Annotated in this window: 16 protein-coding genes and 1 pseudogene; 5 read left to right on the plus strand and 12 right to left on the minus strand. The window is 68.5% G+C overall.

Annotation, left to right across the window (positions count from 1 at the left end):
* Together A5771_RS04265 and A5771_RS04270 are read right to left on the minus strand one after the other, a co-directional pair.
* Positions 1–1,086 (minus strand): HNH endonuclease signature motif containing protein (locus tag A5771_RS04265; RefSeq protein ID WP_064853978.1); only part of this gene is annotated, 1,086 nt, incomplete at its 3' end.
* A gap of 67 nt (positions 1,087–1,153) precedes the next feature.
* Positions 1,154–1,936, minus strand: coding sequence for an enoyl-CoA hydratase (locus A5771_RS04270; RefSeq protein WP_064853966.1), 783 nt, complete (start codon positions 1,934–1,936; stop codon positions 1,154–1,156).
* Between the two features lie 187 nt (positions 1,937–2,123).
* Here A5771_RS04270 and A5771_RS04275 point away from each other — a divergent pair, with 187 nt between their 5' ends.
* From A5771_RS04275 to A5771_RS04285, 3 genes are all read left to right on the plus strand, one after another.
* Positions 2,124–2,774 carry a TetR/AcrR family transcriptional regulator gene (locus A5771_RS04275; RefSeq protein WP_207545385.1) on the plus strand — a complete coding sequence of 217 codons (651 nt, stop codon included), beginning with the start codon at positions 2,124–2,126 and terminating at the stop codon, positions 2,772–2,774.
* Between the two features lie 202 nt (positions 2,775–2,976).
* Positions 2,977–3,393 (plus strand): Zn-ribbon domain-containing OB-fold protein, encoded by a 417-nt coding sequence (locus A5771_RS04280; protein WP_064853967.1) that lies wholly within the window; start codon positions 2,977–2,979, stop codon positions 3,391–3,393.
* 13 nt (positions 3,394–3,406) lie between these two features.
* Entirely contained in the window at positions 3,407–4,561 is a 1,155-nt protein-coding gene (locus A5771_RS04285; RefSeq protein ID WP_064853968.1) for a thiolase family protein, read from the plus strand.
* A 1-nt stretch (position 4,562) separates the two neighbouring features.
* On the opposite strand, the gene A5771_RS04290 is transcribed toward A5771_RS04285, so the two are convergent.
* From A5771_RS04290 to A5771_RS04325, 8 genes are all read right to left on the minus strand, one after another.
* On the minus strand, positions 4,563–5,588 hold the full coding sequence (locus A5771_RS04290) for a CaiB/BaiF CoA transferase family protein (protein ID WP_082947046.1): 1,026 nt from the start codon (positions 5,586–5,588) through the stop codon (positions 4,563–4,565).
* The gene (locus tag A5771_RS04295) at positions 5,589–6,542 is read right to left on the minus strand and encodes an LLM class F420-dependent oxidoreductase (protein WP_064853969.1); all 954 of its coding nucleotides are present in this window, start codon (positions 6,540–6,542) and stop codon (positions 5,589–5,591) included.
* Positions 6,543–6,544: 2 nt separating this feature from the next.
* Positions 6,545–6,970 carry a cobalamin B12-binding domain-containing protein gene (locus A5771_RS04300; RefSeq protein WP_064853970.1) on the minus strand — a complete coding sequence of 142 codons (426 nt, stop codon included), beginning with the start codon at positions 6,968–6,970 and terminating at the stop codon, positions 6,545–6,547.
* Positions 6,970–8,547 carry a methylmalonyl-CoA mutase family protein gene (locus tag A5771_RS04305; protein WP_064853971.1) on the minus strand — a complete coding sequence of 526 codons (1,578 nt, stop codon included), beginning with the start codon at positions 8,545–8,547 and terminating at the stop codon, positions 6,970–6,972. Before A5771_RS04305 ends, A5771_RS04300 begins: the two co-directional genes overlap by 1 nt.
* Positions 8,548–8,617: 70 nt before the next feature.
* Positions 8,618–9,472 carry an MlaE family ABC transporter permease gene (locus A5771_RS04310; protein ID WP_064853972.1) on the minus strand — a complete coding sequence of 285 codons (855 nt, stop codon included), beginning with the start codon at positions 9,470–9,472 and terminating at the stop codon, positions 8,618–8,620.
* A 3-nt stretch (positions 9,473–9,475) separates the two neighbouring features.
* Positions 9,476–10,276, minus strand: coding sequence for an MlaE family ABC transporter permease (locus A5771_RS04315; protein WP_109401019.1), 801 nt, complete (start codon positions 10,274–10,276; stop codon positions 9,476–9,478).
* Positions 10,277–10,408: 132 nt separating this feature from the next.
* A complete protein-coding gene (locus A5771_RS04320; RefSeq protein ID WP_064853974.1) occupies positions 10,409–11,227 on the minus strand; it encodes an enoyl-CoA hydratase/isomerase family protein in 819 nt (272 codons plus the stop codon).
* Positions 11,217–12,311, minus strand: a complete 1,095-nt coding sequence (locus tag A5771_RS04325; RefSeq protein WP_064853981.1) for a phosphotransferase family protein — start codon at positions 12,309–12,311, stop codon at positions 11,217–11,219. Before A5771_RS04325 ends, A5771_RS04320 begins: the two co-directional genes overlap by 11 nt.
* A 117-nt stretch (positions 12,312–12,428) precedes the next feature.
* On the opposite strand from A5771_RS04325, the gene A5771_RS04330 reads away from it, so the two are divergent.
* Together A5771_RS04330 and A5771_RS04335 are read left to right on the plus strand one after the other, a co-directional pair.
* On the plus strand, positions 12,429–13,919 hold the full coding sequence (locus tag A5771_RS04330; RefSeq protein WP_064853975.1) for an acyl-CoA carboxylase subunit beta: 1,491 nt from the start codon (positions 12,429–12,431) through the stop codon (positions 13,917–13,919).
* Entirely contained in the window at positions 13,919–14,308 is a 390-nt protein-coding gene (locus tag A5771_RS04335; protein ID WP_064853976.1) for a lipocalin-like domain-containing protein, read from the plus strand. Before A5771_RS04330 ends, A5771_RS04335 begins: the two co-directional genes overlap by 1 nt.
* On the opposite strand, the gene A5771_RS04340 is transcribed toward A5771_RS04335, so the two are convergent.
* Together A5771_RS04340 and A5771_RS04345 are read right to left on the minus strand one after the other, a co-directional pair.
* On the minus strand, positions 14,295–15,263 hold the full coding sequence (locus A5771_RS04340) for an NADPH:quinone oxidoreductase family protein (protein WP_064853977.1): 969 nt from the start codon (positions 15,261–15,263) through the stop codon (positions 14,295–14,297). The genes A5771_RS04335 and A5771_RS04340 overlap by 14 nt on opposite strands.
* Positions 15,263–15,499: pseudogene (locus A5771_RS04345) on the minus strand (TetR/AcrR family transcriptional regulator); the annotation flags it as partial. The gene A5771_RS04340 and the pseudogene A5771_RS04345, both read right to left, overlap by 1 nt.

Consider the following 15,499-nt stretch of genomic DNA (forward strand, 5'->3'; position numbering starts at 1 on the left):
GGCGGCATCACCGGTGATAGTGATGAGGCCGCGGTGGTGCAGGCGATGGTGGTGGGGGCAGACCAGGACCAGGTTGGACATGTCGGTGGGGCCGCCGTCTTCCCAGTGCACGATGTGGTGGGCGTGTAGGCCCCGGGTGGTGCCGCAGCCGGGGACCACGCAGCTGCGGTGGCGGTGTTCGAGGGCGCGGCGCAGCCGGCGGTTGATGGCGCGGGTGCTTCGTCCGGCGCCGATCGGTTCGCCGTTGCGTTGCCACCAGGTCTCGAAGGTGGCGTCGCAGAGCAGGTATCGGCGTTCGGCATCGGAGAGCAGCGGGCCCAGGTGCAGTGCGGCGGCTCGGTGCTCGACGTCGAGGTGCACCACCACGGTGGTGTGCTGACCGTGCGGGCGGCGGGCGGCTTGGCTGTCCCAGCCGGTTTCGATCAGGCGCATGAACGCATCGGCGGTATCGGGCAGCGGGGGCCGCTGCGCTGATGCGGGACTGTCGTCGGCGTGATCGTGTTTCCATTCGGTGATCAGCGCATCCAGATGTGATTGCAGGGCGGCGTCGAATTTCGCCGCGTCGACGGGGTCGAGTCTGATGCGCCAGCAACTGCCGTGTTCGTCGCTGGTCTTGGTGATCGAGCGCGCCGGCTCGGATCGGGGATCGGGCTGGGGATCAGAACGCGGTTCGAGTTTGACCGCGGTGCGTAGTTGGGTGACCGTGGCAACGCTGACCAGCGGTGCATAGTGTTCATCGGATCCCGCGCCGGCTCGTTGCGCGATCACCCCGATCTGGTCCAGCGAGACGCGGCCTTCCCGCATGCCTTGGGCGCAGCGGGGAAACTCCTCGAGCCGGTGTGCCACGGCCGCGATCGTTCCGGCGTTTCCCGGTGATACACCCGTTTTCCAGGCCACCAGCGCGGGGATCGAGCGGGCGCCGGTGGCTCCCCACAGTCGGTCGCGGTCGATCTCGGCGACGATCTCCACGATGCGCCCATCGATCGCGTTGCGCTGCCCGGTCAACTCCGCCAACTCATCGAAGAGCACATCAAGACGCTGGCACGGACCCAACTTCGTGGTGTCAGCCGATGCGATCGAGGACATGCCCTCATCATCGCAGCGAGGTATGACAAGTCGGGGCCACGAGCAGAGTCAGCCAGACACAGTGGCGTCAGTCGACCTTCGCCTTCATCTGGTCGAGGTTGACCAGCACCGGCCACCCGCACACCGACAGCGCATTGCCGTGTCCGGTTTCGTGAATGTCGAACGCCGACTGGATCGCCGAGTGGAAGCCCTGCACGTCGAGGGTCTGGTTGACCGCGCGTTTGGCCTGCCGTAGCGCGAATGACGGCATGGTGGCGATGTGCTCGGCGAGCCGGCGGGTCTCGGCGTCCAGCTCGTCGCGTGGCACCACCTTGTTGACCATCCCGGTCTGCTCGACTTCCTGAGCGGTCATCGCGCGGCCGGTGAACAGGATCTCCTTGGCCTTGCGCGGACCCAATTCCCAGGTGTGGCCGTGGTATTCGACACCGCCGATGCCCATGAGCACGACCGGGTCGGAGAACTGGGCGTCGTCGGCGGCGATGATCAGATCGCACGGCCAGCACAGCATCAGCCCGCCGGAGATGCACCGGCCCTGCACCGCGGCGATCGACGGCTTGGGCACATTGCGCCACCGCAGGGTGTACTCCAGATAGCGCTTGCATTCGTGCTTGTAGATGAACTCCAGGGTGATCTTGTCCGGCACCGGACCGCCGCCCTTGAGGTCGTGGCCGGCCGAGAAGTGTTTGCCGTTGGCCCGCAGCACGATGACCGCGACGTCGTCGTCGTCGGCGGCGCGCGTCCAGGCCGCGTCGAGCTCGTCGAGCAACTCGGGGTTCTGGGCGTTGGCCGCCTCCGGACGGTTCAGGGTGATCGTCGCGATCCGGTCGGCGACCTCGTAATCGATGTACATGGACGTCCTTACTCAGTTGCGGGGTCGGTACCGGGGCGACACAGTACGAGAAGCTGCTTCTCTTAAGAGGAAAGTTACCATCTTCGAAGTCGGGACGGCAGCGCCCAGATCGGCGCCGTCGCTATGGCCTCATTCTCCGGTAAGGTGCATTCGTGTTCTCCCAAAAAGGCAACCGCTGGAGCCGCTGGTGAGCAACCCCGAAGAGGAGCCCGTCTGGAAGCAGCGGGCGGTCGAACGGTCGATCAAGACCGCGCGCCTGCGGGCCGCCCAGCGCGTGCAGCGATTCCTGGACGCCGCCCAGGCCATCATCATCGAAAAGGGCAGCACCGACTTCACCGTCCAGGAAGTCGTCGAGCGCTCACGGCAGTCGCTGCGCAGTTTCTACCTGCAGTTCAACGGCAAACATGAGCTGCTGCTGGCGCTGTTCGAGGACGCCCTGAGCCGCACCGCCGACCAGATCCGCGCCGCCACCGAGGACAAGGCCACCCCGATGGAGCAGCTGAAAGTGGCCGTCGAGCTGCTCTTCGAGCTGTCCCGGCCGGACCCGTCCGCCAAGCGCCCGCTGTTCACCGACTTCGCGCCCCGGCTGCTGGTGTCGCACCCCACCGAGGTCCGGGTCGCCTTCACCCCGTTGCTGGGCCTGCTCACCGAGCTGATGGAGGCCGCCGACGAGGCCGGCGAGCTGCGGAAGGGAGTCAACGCCCGGCGCATGGCGGCGATGACCATGCAGACGGTCATGTTCGTGGCACAGTCCAGCGCCGAGTCCGACGACCCGGCGGCCCATCCCATCAGCGCCGACGAGGTCTGGGACTTCTGCGCCCACGGCCTGGCCAACTGAGCCGCCCCTTCCCGGCGATCGCGCGTGTCCCCGGTCGACACGCCGAGGCATTTCCCGGGTCTGCGCACCCTCGCGCACCCTCGCGCGCCCTCGACCAACCCGGCCGGACCGATCCCGGCTTCCCCCCGGGGACGCACATATGCTCTAATCGAGAATGTGATTTCCACTCCGTGTCTGCGCACTTGGACGGCGGGTATCGCCGATGCGTAAGGTCCTCGCTCCCGACGTCACCAACTGGCCCGACGAGAACCCGGCCCTGATCGGCAGTCAATGCGACGACTGCGCGGCGACGGTGTGGCCCCGCCAGGACCACTGCCCGCGCTGCAGCGGCCCGCGGGTGCGTGATCTGCTGCTGCCCCGCCGGGGGACGTTGGAGGCCTGGACGACCCAGGGCTTCGTGCCGAAGCTGCCCTATGCCGGCGGCGAGTCCGCCGAGGGCTTCGCCCCGTTCGGCGTCGGACTGGTGCGGCTCGGCGATGTGGTCAAGGTTGAGGCCCGCCTGACCGAATCCGACCCCGCCAAGCTGAAATTCGGCATGGACGTCGAACTGACCATGGTGCCGTTCTACGTCGACGACGACGGGACCGAGATTCTCACCTGGGCCTTCCAGCCCGTCTAAGGAGACCTGGAAAATGACCGTAGCGAACAACGATGTGGCGATCATCGGTGTCGGGCTGCACCCGTTCGGCCGGTTCGACAAGTCGGCGATGCAGATGGGCGCCGAGGCGATCCACACCGCGCTGGCCGACGCCGGCGTCGAGTGGCGCGACATCCAGTTCGGCGTCGGCGGCAGCTACGAGATCTCCAACCCGGACGCGGTGACCCGACTGGTCGGGCTCACCGGCATCCCGTTCACCAACGTGTTCAACGCGTGCGCGACGGCCGCGACCGCCACCCAGGTCTGCGCCGACAACATCCGGTCGGGCAAGTACGACATCGGTATCGCGATCGGCATGGACAAGCACCCCCGCGGAGCCTTCACCGACGATCCGGCCAAGCTGGCGCTGCCCGCCTGGTACGCCGAGAACGGGCAGTTCGTCACCACCAAGTTCTTCGGTATGAAGGCGAACCGCTACCTGCACGACCACGGCATCTCCCAAGCCACGCTGGCCAAGGTCGCCGCCAAGAACTTCCGCAACGGGGCGTTGAACCCGAATGCCTTCCGGCGCAAGCCGATGTCCGAGGACGCCATCCTCAATTCGACGGTGCTCAATTATCCGTTGACCCAGTACATGTTCTGCGCGCCGGATGAGGGCGCCGCCGCGATCGTCATGTGCCGCGCGGAGATCGCCCACCGCTACACCGACAAGCCGGTGTATCTGAAGGCCACCGAGATCCGCACCCGCACCTTCGGCGCCTACGAGGTGCACGGGACATCGGCTCCGATCGAAGAGGACGTGGCGCCGACGGTGTATGCGGCGCGTGCCGCGTTCGAAATCGCCGGTGTGGCACCCGAAGACGTCGACGTGGTCCAGCTGCAGGACACCGATGCCGGCGCCGAGGTGATCCACATGGCCGAGTGCGGCTTCTGCGCCGACGGCGACCAGGAGAAGCTGCTCGCCGACGGCGCCACCGAGATTTCCGGCTCGCTGCCGGTCAACACCGACGGCGGGCTGATCGCCAACGGCGAGCCGATCGGCGCGTCCGGTCTGCGCCAGCTGCACGAGCTGGTGCTGCAATTGCGCGGCCAGGCCGGCGAGCGCCAGGTGCCGGGCGAGCCGAAGGTGGGGTTCGCGCAGGTCTACGGTGCGCCCGGGACGGCGTCGGCGACGATCGTCACGGTCTGAGCTACTCCCCCAGCGCCGGCGGCGGCCGGTACGCCGGCTCATACCCGGCGACGCGAATCGGGCTGCCCACCAACCGGAAATCGCCGGCCGTGACGATCGCGTGGGTGTATTCCTTCAGCGCCTCGGGCAGCGTGCGCACCGCGGCCGCCGGGATACCCAGGGGCCGCAAGCGGCGCTCCCAGCCGGCCGCGGTGTCCGAGGCCAGCGCCGCGGTGACGACGGCGAGCACTTCCTCGCGGCGGGCAACGCGCTCGGACATCGTGGCGAAACCGTCGATACCGGCTTCGCCCGCGAAACTCTTCCAGAACCCGTCGTGGGTGACGAACAGCGCCAGATAGCCCGCTGCGGTGGGAAACAGCTGAGCGGGAACGTAATACGAGTGCGCGCCGTGTGGATGGCGTTGCGGCTCGACACCGTCGTTGAGGTAGGCCGACGCACGGTAGTTCAGCTGGGACAGCATCACGTCGAGCAGCGAGACCTCGACCTGGCCGCCGCGGCCGCTGACGATCTGGGCCAGCAGGCCCAGCGCGGCCGCCATCCCGGTGGAGTTGTCAGCCGAGGAGTACCCCGGCAGGGTGGGCGGGCCGTCCGGATCGCCGGTCATCGCGGCCACCCCGGTGGCCGCCTGGATCACGTAGTCGAAGGCCGGTTCGTCGCCGCCGTCCAGCCCAAACCCGGTCAACGCCACGCACACGATCTTCGAGTTGAAACGCCGCAGCGCCTCATACGTCAGGCCCAGCCGCTTGATCACCGACGGCTTCATATTTACCAGCAGCGCATGGGATTCGGCGACCAGTTCACCCAGCCGGGCCTGTCCGACTGCTGACTGAAGGTCCAAGGCGATGCTGCGCTTGTTGCGGTTGAGGCTGGCGAAGTAGCTCGGGCCGACCTGACGGGAGATCTCCCCGCTCGGCGGCTCGATCTTGATGACCTCGGCGCCGAGGTCGGCCAGCAGCATGGTCGCGTACGGGCCGGCCAGCATCACCCCCACTTCGAGGATGCGGATCCCCGACAGCGGTCCGCTCACTTAAATCTCCTTGGCGAGCTCGGCGATCACCTCGCGCGTGCGGCGCTTGGAGGCGATCAGGTCGTCACGGTTGGCACCGATCGGCAGCAGCCGCACCGACAGGTCGGTCACTCCGGCGTCGGCGAACTGCTTGAACCGCTTCAAGATTGATTCCTCATCACCGGCCGCACACAGGTCGCCGACATCGCGGGCCGAACCGCGGTCGAGCAGCCGCTGGTAGTTGGGCGAGGTCTCGGCCTCGGCCAGGATCCGGTTGGCGCGCTCCTTGGCGGCCTCGATCTCGGAGTTGGCGCACAGGGTGACCGGGATGCCGGCGACGATGCGCGGTGCGGGTTTGCCCGCTTCCGCGGCGGCCTTGTTGATCTTCGGCGCGATGTGCTCGGCGATCGCCTTCTCGTCGGCCATCCACAGCGAGGTGCCGTCGGCGTGCTCGCCGGCGATCTGCAGCATCACCGGGCCCAGGGCGGCCACCAGCACCGGCATCTTCGGCTCGGCCCCGAGCGCGGTCGGGTTGTGCACGGTGAAAGTGTCGTTCTCCACGTCAACAGGGCCGGGTCCCGACAGTGCCGCGTTGAGCACTTCCAGGTAGTCGCGGGTGTAGGCGGCCGGCTTGTCGTACGGCAGTCCGAGCATGTCCCGGATGATCCAGTGGTGCGACGGCCCGACGCCCAGCGCCAGCCGGCCGCCGGAAATGGCGTTCACCGAAAGCGCTTGGCGGGCCAGGGCAATCGGATGCTGAGCCTGCAACGGCACCACAGCGGTGCCCAGCTCGATCCGGGTGCTGTGGCAGGCCATCAGCGCCACCATGGTCAGCAGGTCGAAGTCGTCGGGCACCTGCGGCATCCACGCGGTGTCCAGCCCGGCCGCATCGGCCCACTCGATGTCGGCGATCAGCTTGGCGACCTTGCGCGCCATGTCGCCGCGCTCGGCCCCGATCATCACTCCCAGTCGCATGTTCAGTTCGCCTCCGCCTGGCCGATGACCTGCCGGACCCCGGTCACCAGGTCATCCAATGAGGTTCCGGTGGGAAAGACCGCCGCCGCACCCAGCGACAACAGCTTGGCCACATCGGACTGCGGGATGGTTCCACCGACCACCACCGCGATGTCACCGCCGTCCGCGGCACGCAGCGCCTCGACGATGCGGGCGGTCAACGCGACGTGGGCGCCGGACAGAATGCTCAGCCCGACCACCGCCACGTCCTCCTGCAGGGCGGTGGCGACGATGTCCTCGACCCGTTGCCGGATGCCGGTGTAGATGACCTCGAAGCCGGCGTCGCGCAGGGTCCGCGCGACGATCTTGGCGCCGCGGTCGTGGCCGTCCAGGCCGGGCTTGGCGACCAGGACCCGGGCCGGGACGGTGGACGCGAGCGGAGAAGTCATCAGTACACCACCGGTTGCTGGAACTCGCCCCAGACCGACTTGAGCGCCGAAACCATCTCACCCACTGTGCAGTAGGCGTTGGCGCAGTCGATCAGAGAATGCATCAGGTTGGCGTCGCCTTCGGCGGCGCGCGACAGCGCGGCCAGCTTCGCGGCGACGTCGCCGGCGTTGCGCTCGGCCTTGACCCGAGCCAGCCGCTTGAGCTGGACGTCGCGGCCCTCGGCGTCGAGTTCGTAGGTGGCGATCTCCGGTGGCGGCTCATCGGACGTGAACTTGTTGACGCCGACGACCGGGCGCTCGCCCGATTCGATCTCGTGATGGATCTTGAACGCCTCGTCGGCGATCAGGCCCTGCAGGTAGCCGTCCTCGATGGCGCGGACCATGCCGCCGTGGCGCTCCAGGTCGTCCATGATCTCGATGATGCGTTCCTCGGTGGCGTCGGTGAGCGCCTCGACGAAGTAGGAGCCCCCGAGCGGATCGGCCACCCGGGTCACCCCGGTTTCGTAGGCGAGGATCTGCTGGGTGCGCAGCGCCAGCGTCGCGGACTCCTCGCTGGGCAGCGCGAAGGGCTCATCCCAGGCGGCGGTGAACATCGACTGCACCCCGCCCAGTACCGCGGCCATCGACTCGTAGGCGACCCGCACCAGGTTGTTCTGGGCCTGGGGCGCGAACAGCGACGCCCCGCCCGCGACGCAGCCGAACCGGAACATCGACGCCTTGTCGGCCTCGGCGCCGTAGCGCTCCCGCACGATGGTGGCCCAGCGGCGGCGTCCGGCCCGGTACTTGGCGACCTCTTCGAAGAAGTCGCCGTGGGTGTAGAAGAAGAACGAGATCTGCGGGGCGAACTGGTCGATGGTCATCCGCCCGCGCTCCACCACGGTGTCGCAGTAGGTGACGCCGTCAGCCAGCGTGAACGCCATCTCCTGCACGGCGTTGGCGCCGGCGTCGCGGAAGTGCGCGCCGGCCACCGAGATCGCGTTGAACCGCGGCACTTCGGCGGCGCAGAACTCGATGGTGTCGGCGATCAGGCGCAGCGACGGCTCCGGCGGCCAGATCCAGGTGCCGCGGGAGGCGTACTCCTTGAGGATGTCGTTCTGGATCGTGCCGGTGAGCTTGGCCCGCGGCACGCCCTTGCGCTCGGCGGCGGCCACGTAGAACGCGAGCAGGATCGCCGCGGTCCCGTTGATGGTGAAGCTGGTGCTGATCTTGTCCAGCGGGATCGAGTCGAACAGGATCTCGGCGTCGGCGAGGGTGTCGACGGCCACCCCGACCCGGCCGACCTCCTCACCGACTTCGGGGTCGTCGGAGTCGTAGCCGCACTGGGTGGGCAGGTCCAGCGCGACCGACAGGCCGGTGCCGCCCTGGTCCAGCAGGTATCGGTAGCGCCGGTTGGACTCCTCGGCCGTGCCGAACCCGGAGTACTGCCGGAAGGTCCATAGCCGGCCGCGGTAACCGGACGCGAAGTTGCCCCGGGTGAACGGGTAGGTGCCCGGCGCGGGCGGTTCGTCGCGCCGGTCTTCCGGCCCATACACCGGCTTGAGCGGTATTCCCGAGGAGGTCTGCACTGGGTCGTTCATCGATGGATACGGTACTTGCAAGAAATGAGAATGCCAATACCACTTAGGTCACATGGCCTCGTCGCAGCGGCTATCCGGCCAGGTTGAAGTTGCCGCTGGCGCCGTAGACCGACAGCGAGACCAGCAGCGTCACCGAGACCACCACCACCAGCGAGGTGCGCACCGCGTTGCCCACCGCGACGCCGACGCCGGCGGGGCCGCCCGCGGCGAAGTAGCCGAAATAGGTGTGGATCAACAAGATGGTGACCGCCATCAGGAAGGCCTGCAGGAACGACCACAGCAGGTCGATCGGGTTCAGAAAGGTCCGGAAGTAATGGTCGTACAGGCCCGCTGACTGCCCGAACAGAAAGACCGTGGTGAATCGGCTGGCGAGGAACGACAGGATCACCGCGATCGAGTACAGCGGGGTGATGGCGACCAGCCCGGCGACGATGCGGGTGCTGACCAGGTAGGCGATCGGGCGAATCGCCATCGACTCCAGGGCGTCGATCTCCTCGTTGATGCGCATCGCGCCCAGCTGCGCCGTCACACCGGCGCCGAAGGTGGCCGCCAACCCGATACCGGCGACCACCGGCGCCGAGATGCGGACATTGATGAACGCCGCCAAGAACCCGGTCAGCGCCTCGATGCCGATGTTGCCCAGCGAGCTGTAGCCCTGGACCGCCAGGGTGCCGCCGGCCGCCAGGGTCAAGAACCCGACGATCACCACGGTGCCGCCGATCATCGCCAGGGTCCCGGTGCCCATGCTGATCTCGGCGATCAGCCGAATGACCTCCCGGCGGTAATGAGTGAACGCGAACGGCGCGGTGGCGATCGCCCGGCCGTAGAACAGCGTGTGGTCACCGAGCCGGCCCAGCGCCGCGATGGGGCGCCGAACCTGCCGGGTCACGCCCGGATAGACCGCCGCCAGAGCCCGCAGCGCCACGGCTCAGCGCGCCGTCATCTTGATGCCGATCGCGGTGACGACCACGTTGACGACGAACAACGACATGAAGGCGTACACCACGGTCTCGTTCACCGCGTTGCCGACGGCCTTGGCGCCGCCGCCGGAGATCGTCAGGCCGCGGTAGCAGGCGACCATGCCCGCGATCAGGCCGAACAGCGCTGCTTTGATGCAGGAGATGATCAGCTCGGGCACCCCGGTCAACAGCGTGATGCCCGCCGCGAACGCACCGGGGTTGACGTCCTGGACGAAGACCGAGAACACGTAGCCGCCGAGGATTCCGATGATCACCACCAGGCTGTTCAGCAGCAGCGCCACCAGCCCGGCCGCCAGCATGCGCGGTGTCACCAGCCGCTGCACCGGGTTGATGCCCAGCACCTCCATGGCGTCGATCTCTTCGCGGATCGTGCGGGAACCCAGGTCGGCGCACATCGCGGTGGCGCCGGCGCCCGCGACGATCAACACCGTCACCATCGGCCCGACCTGGGTGACCGCGCCGAACGCCGCACCGGCCCCGGACAGGTCCGCGGCTCCGAGCTCGCGCAGCAGGATGTTCAGGATGAAGCTGACCAGCACCGTGAAGGGGATCGCCACCAGCAGCGTGGGCGCCAGCGAGACCCGGGCGACGAACCAGGACTGCTCCAGGAATTCGCGGGCCTGAAACGGGCGCCGAAACATGAACTTCACCGCATCGACCGTCATGCTGAACAGCCCGCCGACCGCCTGCATCGGCTCCGCCAAGCGCCCGATCGCCAGCTGCGGGGACCGCGGAATCAGGTCCTTCATCCCCATAGCTGGTGACCCCTTCGAGAAAAACTCGCGACACGACGCGTGTGGATACTAACCGATTCGTGGTTAATGGGATAGCTGATTCTACTTTTCGTGCACACCCATTCTCATATAAAGCAAATAGCTCATCTATAGTCGTCCGTCGATCCGTAAGGCCGGGTGCACCCACGCCGGTGACCTGCGCTCTTTGAACGCCCGGAAGCCTTCGACGGCCTCCGGCGCACCCAGGCTGGTGCTCATTCCGATCCGGTCGAACAGCCCGAGGTAGGCGTCCAGGCTCGACTTGACCACCGCCCGCGCGGCCGGCGCCGTCCGGCAGCACTGCGCCAGCACCTCATGTGCGGCGTCGGCCAGTTCGTGGTGCGGAACCACCCGTGCCACCATGCCCCACTCGAGTGCTTCCTGCGCCCCGAACGTGCGGCCGGTGAACATCAGGTCGCGGGTCCGGACCGGCCCGACCACCCGGGCCAGCATCTGGCTGTAGTAGGTGTCGGCGATGCCGCGGAACAGCTCGGGCACCCGGAAGGTCGCCCGGTCGCTGACCACGGCGACGTCGCTGCACAGCGCGATCTGCAGGCCGCCGCCCTGACACAGTCCGTTGACCGCCGAGACGACCGGCTTGACCGAACTGCGCAACGCGTCGAACGGGGTGACGTCCATGCCCAGCGCGGACCCGAAGGTGATCCAGTTGTCCGCCCCGCCGCCGCCCATGTCGCCGCCGGGGGCGAACACGTCGCCGGTGCCGGTGATCAGCAGCCCGGCCAGGTCCGGGTCCGAGTTGACCAGGCCTACCGCGTAGCGGATGCCGAAGTACATCGCGGGGGTCATCGCGTTGCGGGCTTCGGGGCGGTTCAGCGTGCAGACCGCGATCGGGCCCTCCCGCCGGAACTCGAGGAACGGGGTTCCGAGCCAGTCGCCCTCGGGCGGCCGCGGCGATTCAGCATTCATATGCACAGACCTCTCCCACCAGTTCCAGCGTGCCCAGGTCGCGGATGGCCGCGCAGGCGCGCCGCAGCATGGTGACGAACATGTCGTCGCCGCGGTCGGTGCCGGTCGCGAAGACCAGCCCGAGCGCGCAGATCAGCGGAGCCTGCAACATACCGAACCGGTAGTCCTGCCAACAGGTTTCCCGGTCATAGCCGCTCACGCCGTAGTCCAGCAGCGCAGCGTGATACGCCGTGACCAGATCGGCTTCGATCGCCGAGCGCAGCTCGGGCACCAAGCTGGTGGCGGTGAAGAAGGCCAGGTCGCGGGCCGGCAGGCCGACGCCCAGGGTCTGCCAGTCGACCACCCAGACCTGGTCCCCGTCGGGGCTGAACAGCATGTTGTCCAGCCGGTAGTCGCCGTGGATCAGCGCGAACCGGCCGAGCGGCGCTGACACCCAGGGCGTGATCACGTCCAGCGCGGCCGTCAGCGTCGCACAGTCGGCGTCGCCGAGTTGCGCGCCGAGCCGCTCGACGGTGGTGGCCGCACACATCCGGGCGATGTCGCCCATGCCTTTGGCGCCGGCCTCGTCCAACTGGGTCATCGCCAACCCGGGGAACGTCAGCCACTGTTCGTCGCACCAGGTGGGTGCGTGCAGGCCGGCCAGCGCGGTCACCGCCAGCCGCGCCTGCCGCTCACCACAGCCGGCAATCTGGTCGCCTTGGGACGCGGGCGCCTGGTCGGCGAGCAGCAACGCGTACTCGGTTGCGTCCGCGTTGATTTCGCAGTGGAAGCACTCTGGTATCGGGATCCGGACGCGATCGGCGACGTCTTGGTAGAAGGCGCACTCACTGCGATAGCCCAGCACGACGCGATCGCGGACCGCATCGTCGCCGGCCGGAAGCTTGATCACGAAGGTGCCGGGCAGGCCGTCCCGATTGCCGGCGTAGTTCGCCGACACCCGGTAGGTGGCGCCGGTCTGGCCGGTGCCGACCGGCGTGACGTCGACCGAGGCGACCTCGACCGGTTCACCCCGGGCGCTCAGCACACCGGAAAGCCACCTGCTGGTCACCTCATGCGGATGGCGCGGAATCGGGCTCACGGTCATCAGTCCTCCGGCGCAACGGAACTCGTAGCCGGACACCATCCCGCAGGACCACTTCCGGCCATGCCGAGTGACGCTACAGTAAGAATTTCAGTATGGTCAACGAATGAGGACCGGTAGATGACGAACGGCTGGCAGGACACGCTGGACGACCTGGACCGGCGGCGCCGGCACACCCAGGCGATGGGCGGGCCCGAGCGGGTGGCCAAACACCACGGGAAGGGCAAGCTCGACGCGCGCGCCCGGATCGACCACCTACTCGACCCCGGAACGTTCCGTGAGTTGGGCACCATGGTCGGCGGGGAGATCGCCGCCGACGGGATCGTGGTCGGCTCGGGGGAGATCAACGGATCCCCGGTGATGGTGGGCGCCGAGGACTTCACCACGCTGGCGGGCAGCATCGGACCCGGCGGCAACGCCAAGCGCTACCGCATCGCCGAACTGGCGCTGCGCGACAAGATTCCGTTGGTGATGCTGCTGGAGGGCGCCGGATTCCGTCCCACCGGTGAGCATTACGGGCGCACCCCCACCGACCTGCTGGCCCAGGCGCAGTGTTCGGGCCGGGTGCCGACCGTCGCGGCGGTGCTGGGCCCGTCGGCCGGGCACGGCGCCCTGGTCGGCCCGGTCTGTGACTTCCGGATCATGAGCCCGCTCGGCGCGATCTTCACCGCCGGGCCGCCGGTGGTCAAAGAGTCGACGGGCGAAGACATCTCGAAGGAGGACCTCGGCGGCCCCGAGGTCGCCCTGAGAAGCGGGGTGATCCACAACCTCGCCGACGACGACGCGGCGGTGCTCGACGACATCCGCCGGTACCTGTCCTATTTCCCGCCGAGCGCCTGGTCCTACCCGCCGGCGCTGCCTGCCGACCCGGCCGCCGAGCCGCGCCCGACGCCGGAGCTGCTCGACATCGTCTCGCGCGACAACCGCCGGGTCTATGACATGCGCGCGGTTCTCGACGTCGTCTTCGACCGCCCCGACTGGTTTGAGGTGCAGCCCCGGTTCGGACCCGCGATCATCTGCGCGCTGGCCCGTCTGGGCGGGCACCCGGTGGCGGTGGTGGCCAACCAGCCGCAGGTGCTGGCCGGCTCGATCGACGCCGACGCCGCGGACAAGGCCGCCCACTTCATCACGGTGGCCGATTCGTTCCACCTGCCGCTCGTGTTCCTGGCCGACAATCCGGGCATGCTGCCGGGCAGCCGCTCGGAGCGCAGCGGTGTGCTGCGGGCCGGCGCCCGGATGTTCGCCGCCCAGACCGCGGCCACCACCGTGAAGCTGCACCTGACGCTGCGCAAAGCCTATGGCTTCGGTTCCATGGTGATGTCGTTGCTCGGGTTCGACTCGCAGGTGGCGACATTCGCCTATCCGGGGGCGACGATGGGGGCGATGAGTGCGGCCGCGCTCAGTGCCGCCTCGCACGCCGGGGAGGATCTGGCCGCCAAGCTGCGCGACACCGAGTTGCAGGCGTCGTATCACTCCGCCAAGCAGCTCGGCTTCGACGAGCTCATCGACCCGCGCGAGACCCGCGACGCGCTGCTCAGCGCCCTGCGGCGCGGGCTGCGCAGCCGGCAAGCGGCCGCCGAACCGGTGACCCGAACCGTCATCATGCCCTGATGAGCACCTTGCGTGACGCACTCCTGGGCGGCTGGGAGCTGGCGTCGATGGAATCCCGCGACGTCGACACCGGGGCGGTGTCGTACCCGATGGGTACCGCCCCGCGCGGCCTGATCCTCTACACCGGCGACGACTATATGTCCGCGCAGCTCGCTTCGGGCGCTGATGCGGCAGCGCACCAGCACATCGCTTACGGCGGCCGCTTCCGTGTCGACGAGGACAGCGCGACGGTGCACCACCTGGTGAGCATCTCGACGCTGCCGGAGCTGCTGGCGAGCCCGCAGCTGCGCCACGCCGACGTGGACGGCGACCAACTGACCTTGTCGGCCACCACCACGAATGACGGTGTGACGAGCCACAATACGTTGGTCTGGGTCAGACGTCGATGATGACCTTGCCGACGGCCTTGCGGTCGGCGACGTAGCGCAGCGCCGCCGCGGTGTCGGCGAGGCCGAAGCGGGCGCCGATGTAGGGGCTGACCCGGCCCTCGGCGAACAGCCGCTGCAGTTCGCCGAGATCCCGCTCGTTCTCCGCGGGATGGTCGGTGGCGAACGTCCGGATCTCCATGCCCTGCACGGTGATGCCCTTGAGCATGACCAAATTCAGCGGGATCGCCGGGATCGCCCCGGCGGCGTAGCCGAGCGTGACAAAGCGCCCGCCGCGGGCCAGGCTGCGCAGCGCCGGCTCGGCGTAGGGCCCGCCGACCGGGTCGAGCACCGCCTGCGCCCCGTCGCCGGTGATCTCGCGGATCCGCGCCTTGAGGTCCTCCCGGTCGTAGTCGACCACGGCTTGCGCGCCGCGCTGCGTGCACACGGCGAGCTTCTCCGGGCTGGACGCGGCGGCCAGCACCCGCGCACCCAACGCCACGCCCAGATCGACCGCCGCCAGCCCGACCCCACCGGCGGCGCCGAGCACCACTACCCAATCCCCCTCGGCCACCTGGGCGACGGAGCGCAGCGCGTGATAGGCGGTGCGATAGGTGACACCGAAGCCGGCCGCCGCGGCGTAGTCCACGCCGTCGGGGATCGCGCTGACCGCCGCGGCCGGCAGCAACGCCTGTTCGGCGAATCCGCCCACGAACGAGGTGCCGACCACCCGGTCACCGGGCGCGAACGCCACCCCGTCACCGGCGGCGATCACGTCACCGGCCAGCTCACTGCCGGGCGTGAAGGGGGTCGGGATCTTCAGCTGATATTTCCCGCCGATCATCAGCACGTCGGGGAAGTTGACCGCCGCGGCGCGCACCCGCACCACCATCGTGCCGGGCCCGGGCGTGGGATCGGGAAGCTCTTGGAGCACCAGGCTTTCCGGCGGTCCGTAGGTTTGGCAGACGATCGCGCGCATCAGGCTCCCAGTCCTCGTAGGCAGAACGCCACCAGATGGTCGACATCGGCCCGCTTGGGCTGGGCGGTGCCCCCCAGGTAGCGGCGCATGGTGGCCAGCGTGCAGGTGAAAACGGTGTCCGCGTCCCGGCGGGTGCCGCCCAGCGCCGCCACCGGTTCGGTGAGCAGATCGTGCAACGGGCGGAGGATCTCGTCATCGGAGACCCCGGCGGCCGCCAGCTGGGTGCTGGCTCTTAT

Source organism: Mycolicibacter sinensis (assembly GCF_001667375.1).
In the GTDB taxonomy this organism is placed as follows: domain Bacteria; phylum Actinomycetota; class Actinomycetes; order Mycobacteriales; family Mycobacteriaceae; genus Mycobacterium; species Mycobacterium sinense_A.

Bases quoted from the DNA above. Each gene is read 5' to 3' on its own strand.
- A5771_RS04270 (WP_064853966.1), bottom strand. From the start codon at position 1,936: ATGTACATCGATTACGAGGTCGCCGACCGGATCGCGACGATCACCCTG.
- A5771_RS04280 (WP_064853967.1), top strand. From the start codon at position 2,977: ATGCGTAAGGTCCTCGCTCCCGACGTCACCAACTGGCCCGACGAGAAC.
- A5771_RS04285 (WP_064853968.1), top strand. From the start codon at position 3,407: ATGACCGTAGCGAACAACGATGTGGCGATCATCGGTGTCGGGCTGCAC.
- A5771_RS04295 (WP_064853969.1), bottom strand. From the start codon at position 6,542: ATGCGACTGGGAGTGATGATCGGGGCCGAGCGCGGCGACATGGCGCGC.
- A5771_RS04300 (WP_064853970.1), bottom strand. From the start codon at position 6,970: ATGACTTCTCCGCTCGCGTCCACCGTCCCGGCCCGGGTCCTGGTCGCC.
- A5771_RS04305 (WP_064853971.1), bottom strand. From the start codon at position 8,547: ATGAACGACCCAGTGCAGACCTCCTCGGGAATACCGCTCAAGCCGGTG.
- A5771_RS04315 (WP_109401019.1), bottom strand. From the start codon at position 10,276: ATGAAGGACCTGATTCCGCGGTCCCCGCAGCTGGCGATCGGGCGCTTG.
- A5771_RS04320 (WP_064853974.1), bottom strand. From the start codon at position 11,227: ATGAATGCTGAATCGCCGCGGCCGCCCGAGGGCGACTGGCTCGGAACC.
- A5771_RS04325 (WP_064853981.1), bottom strand. From the start codon at position 12,311: ATGACCGTGAGCCCGATTCCGCGCCATCCGCATGAGGTGACCAGCAGG.
- A5771_RS04330 (WP_064853975.1), top strand. From the start codon at position 12,429: ATGACGAACGGCTGGCAGGACACGCTGGACGACCTGGACCGGCGGCGC.
- A5771_RS04335 (WP_064853976.1), top strand. From the start codon at position 13,919: ATGAGCACCTTGCGTGACGCACTCCTGGGCGGCTGGGAGCTGGCGTCG.
- A5771_RS04340 (WP_064853977.1), bottom strand. From the start codon at position 15,263: ATGCGCGCGATCGTCTGCCAAACCTACGGACCGCCGGAAAGCCTGGTG.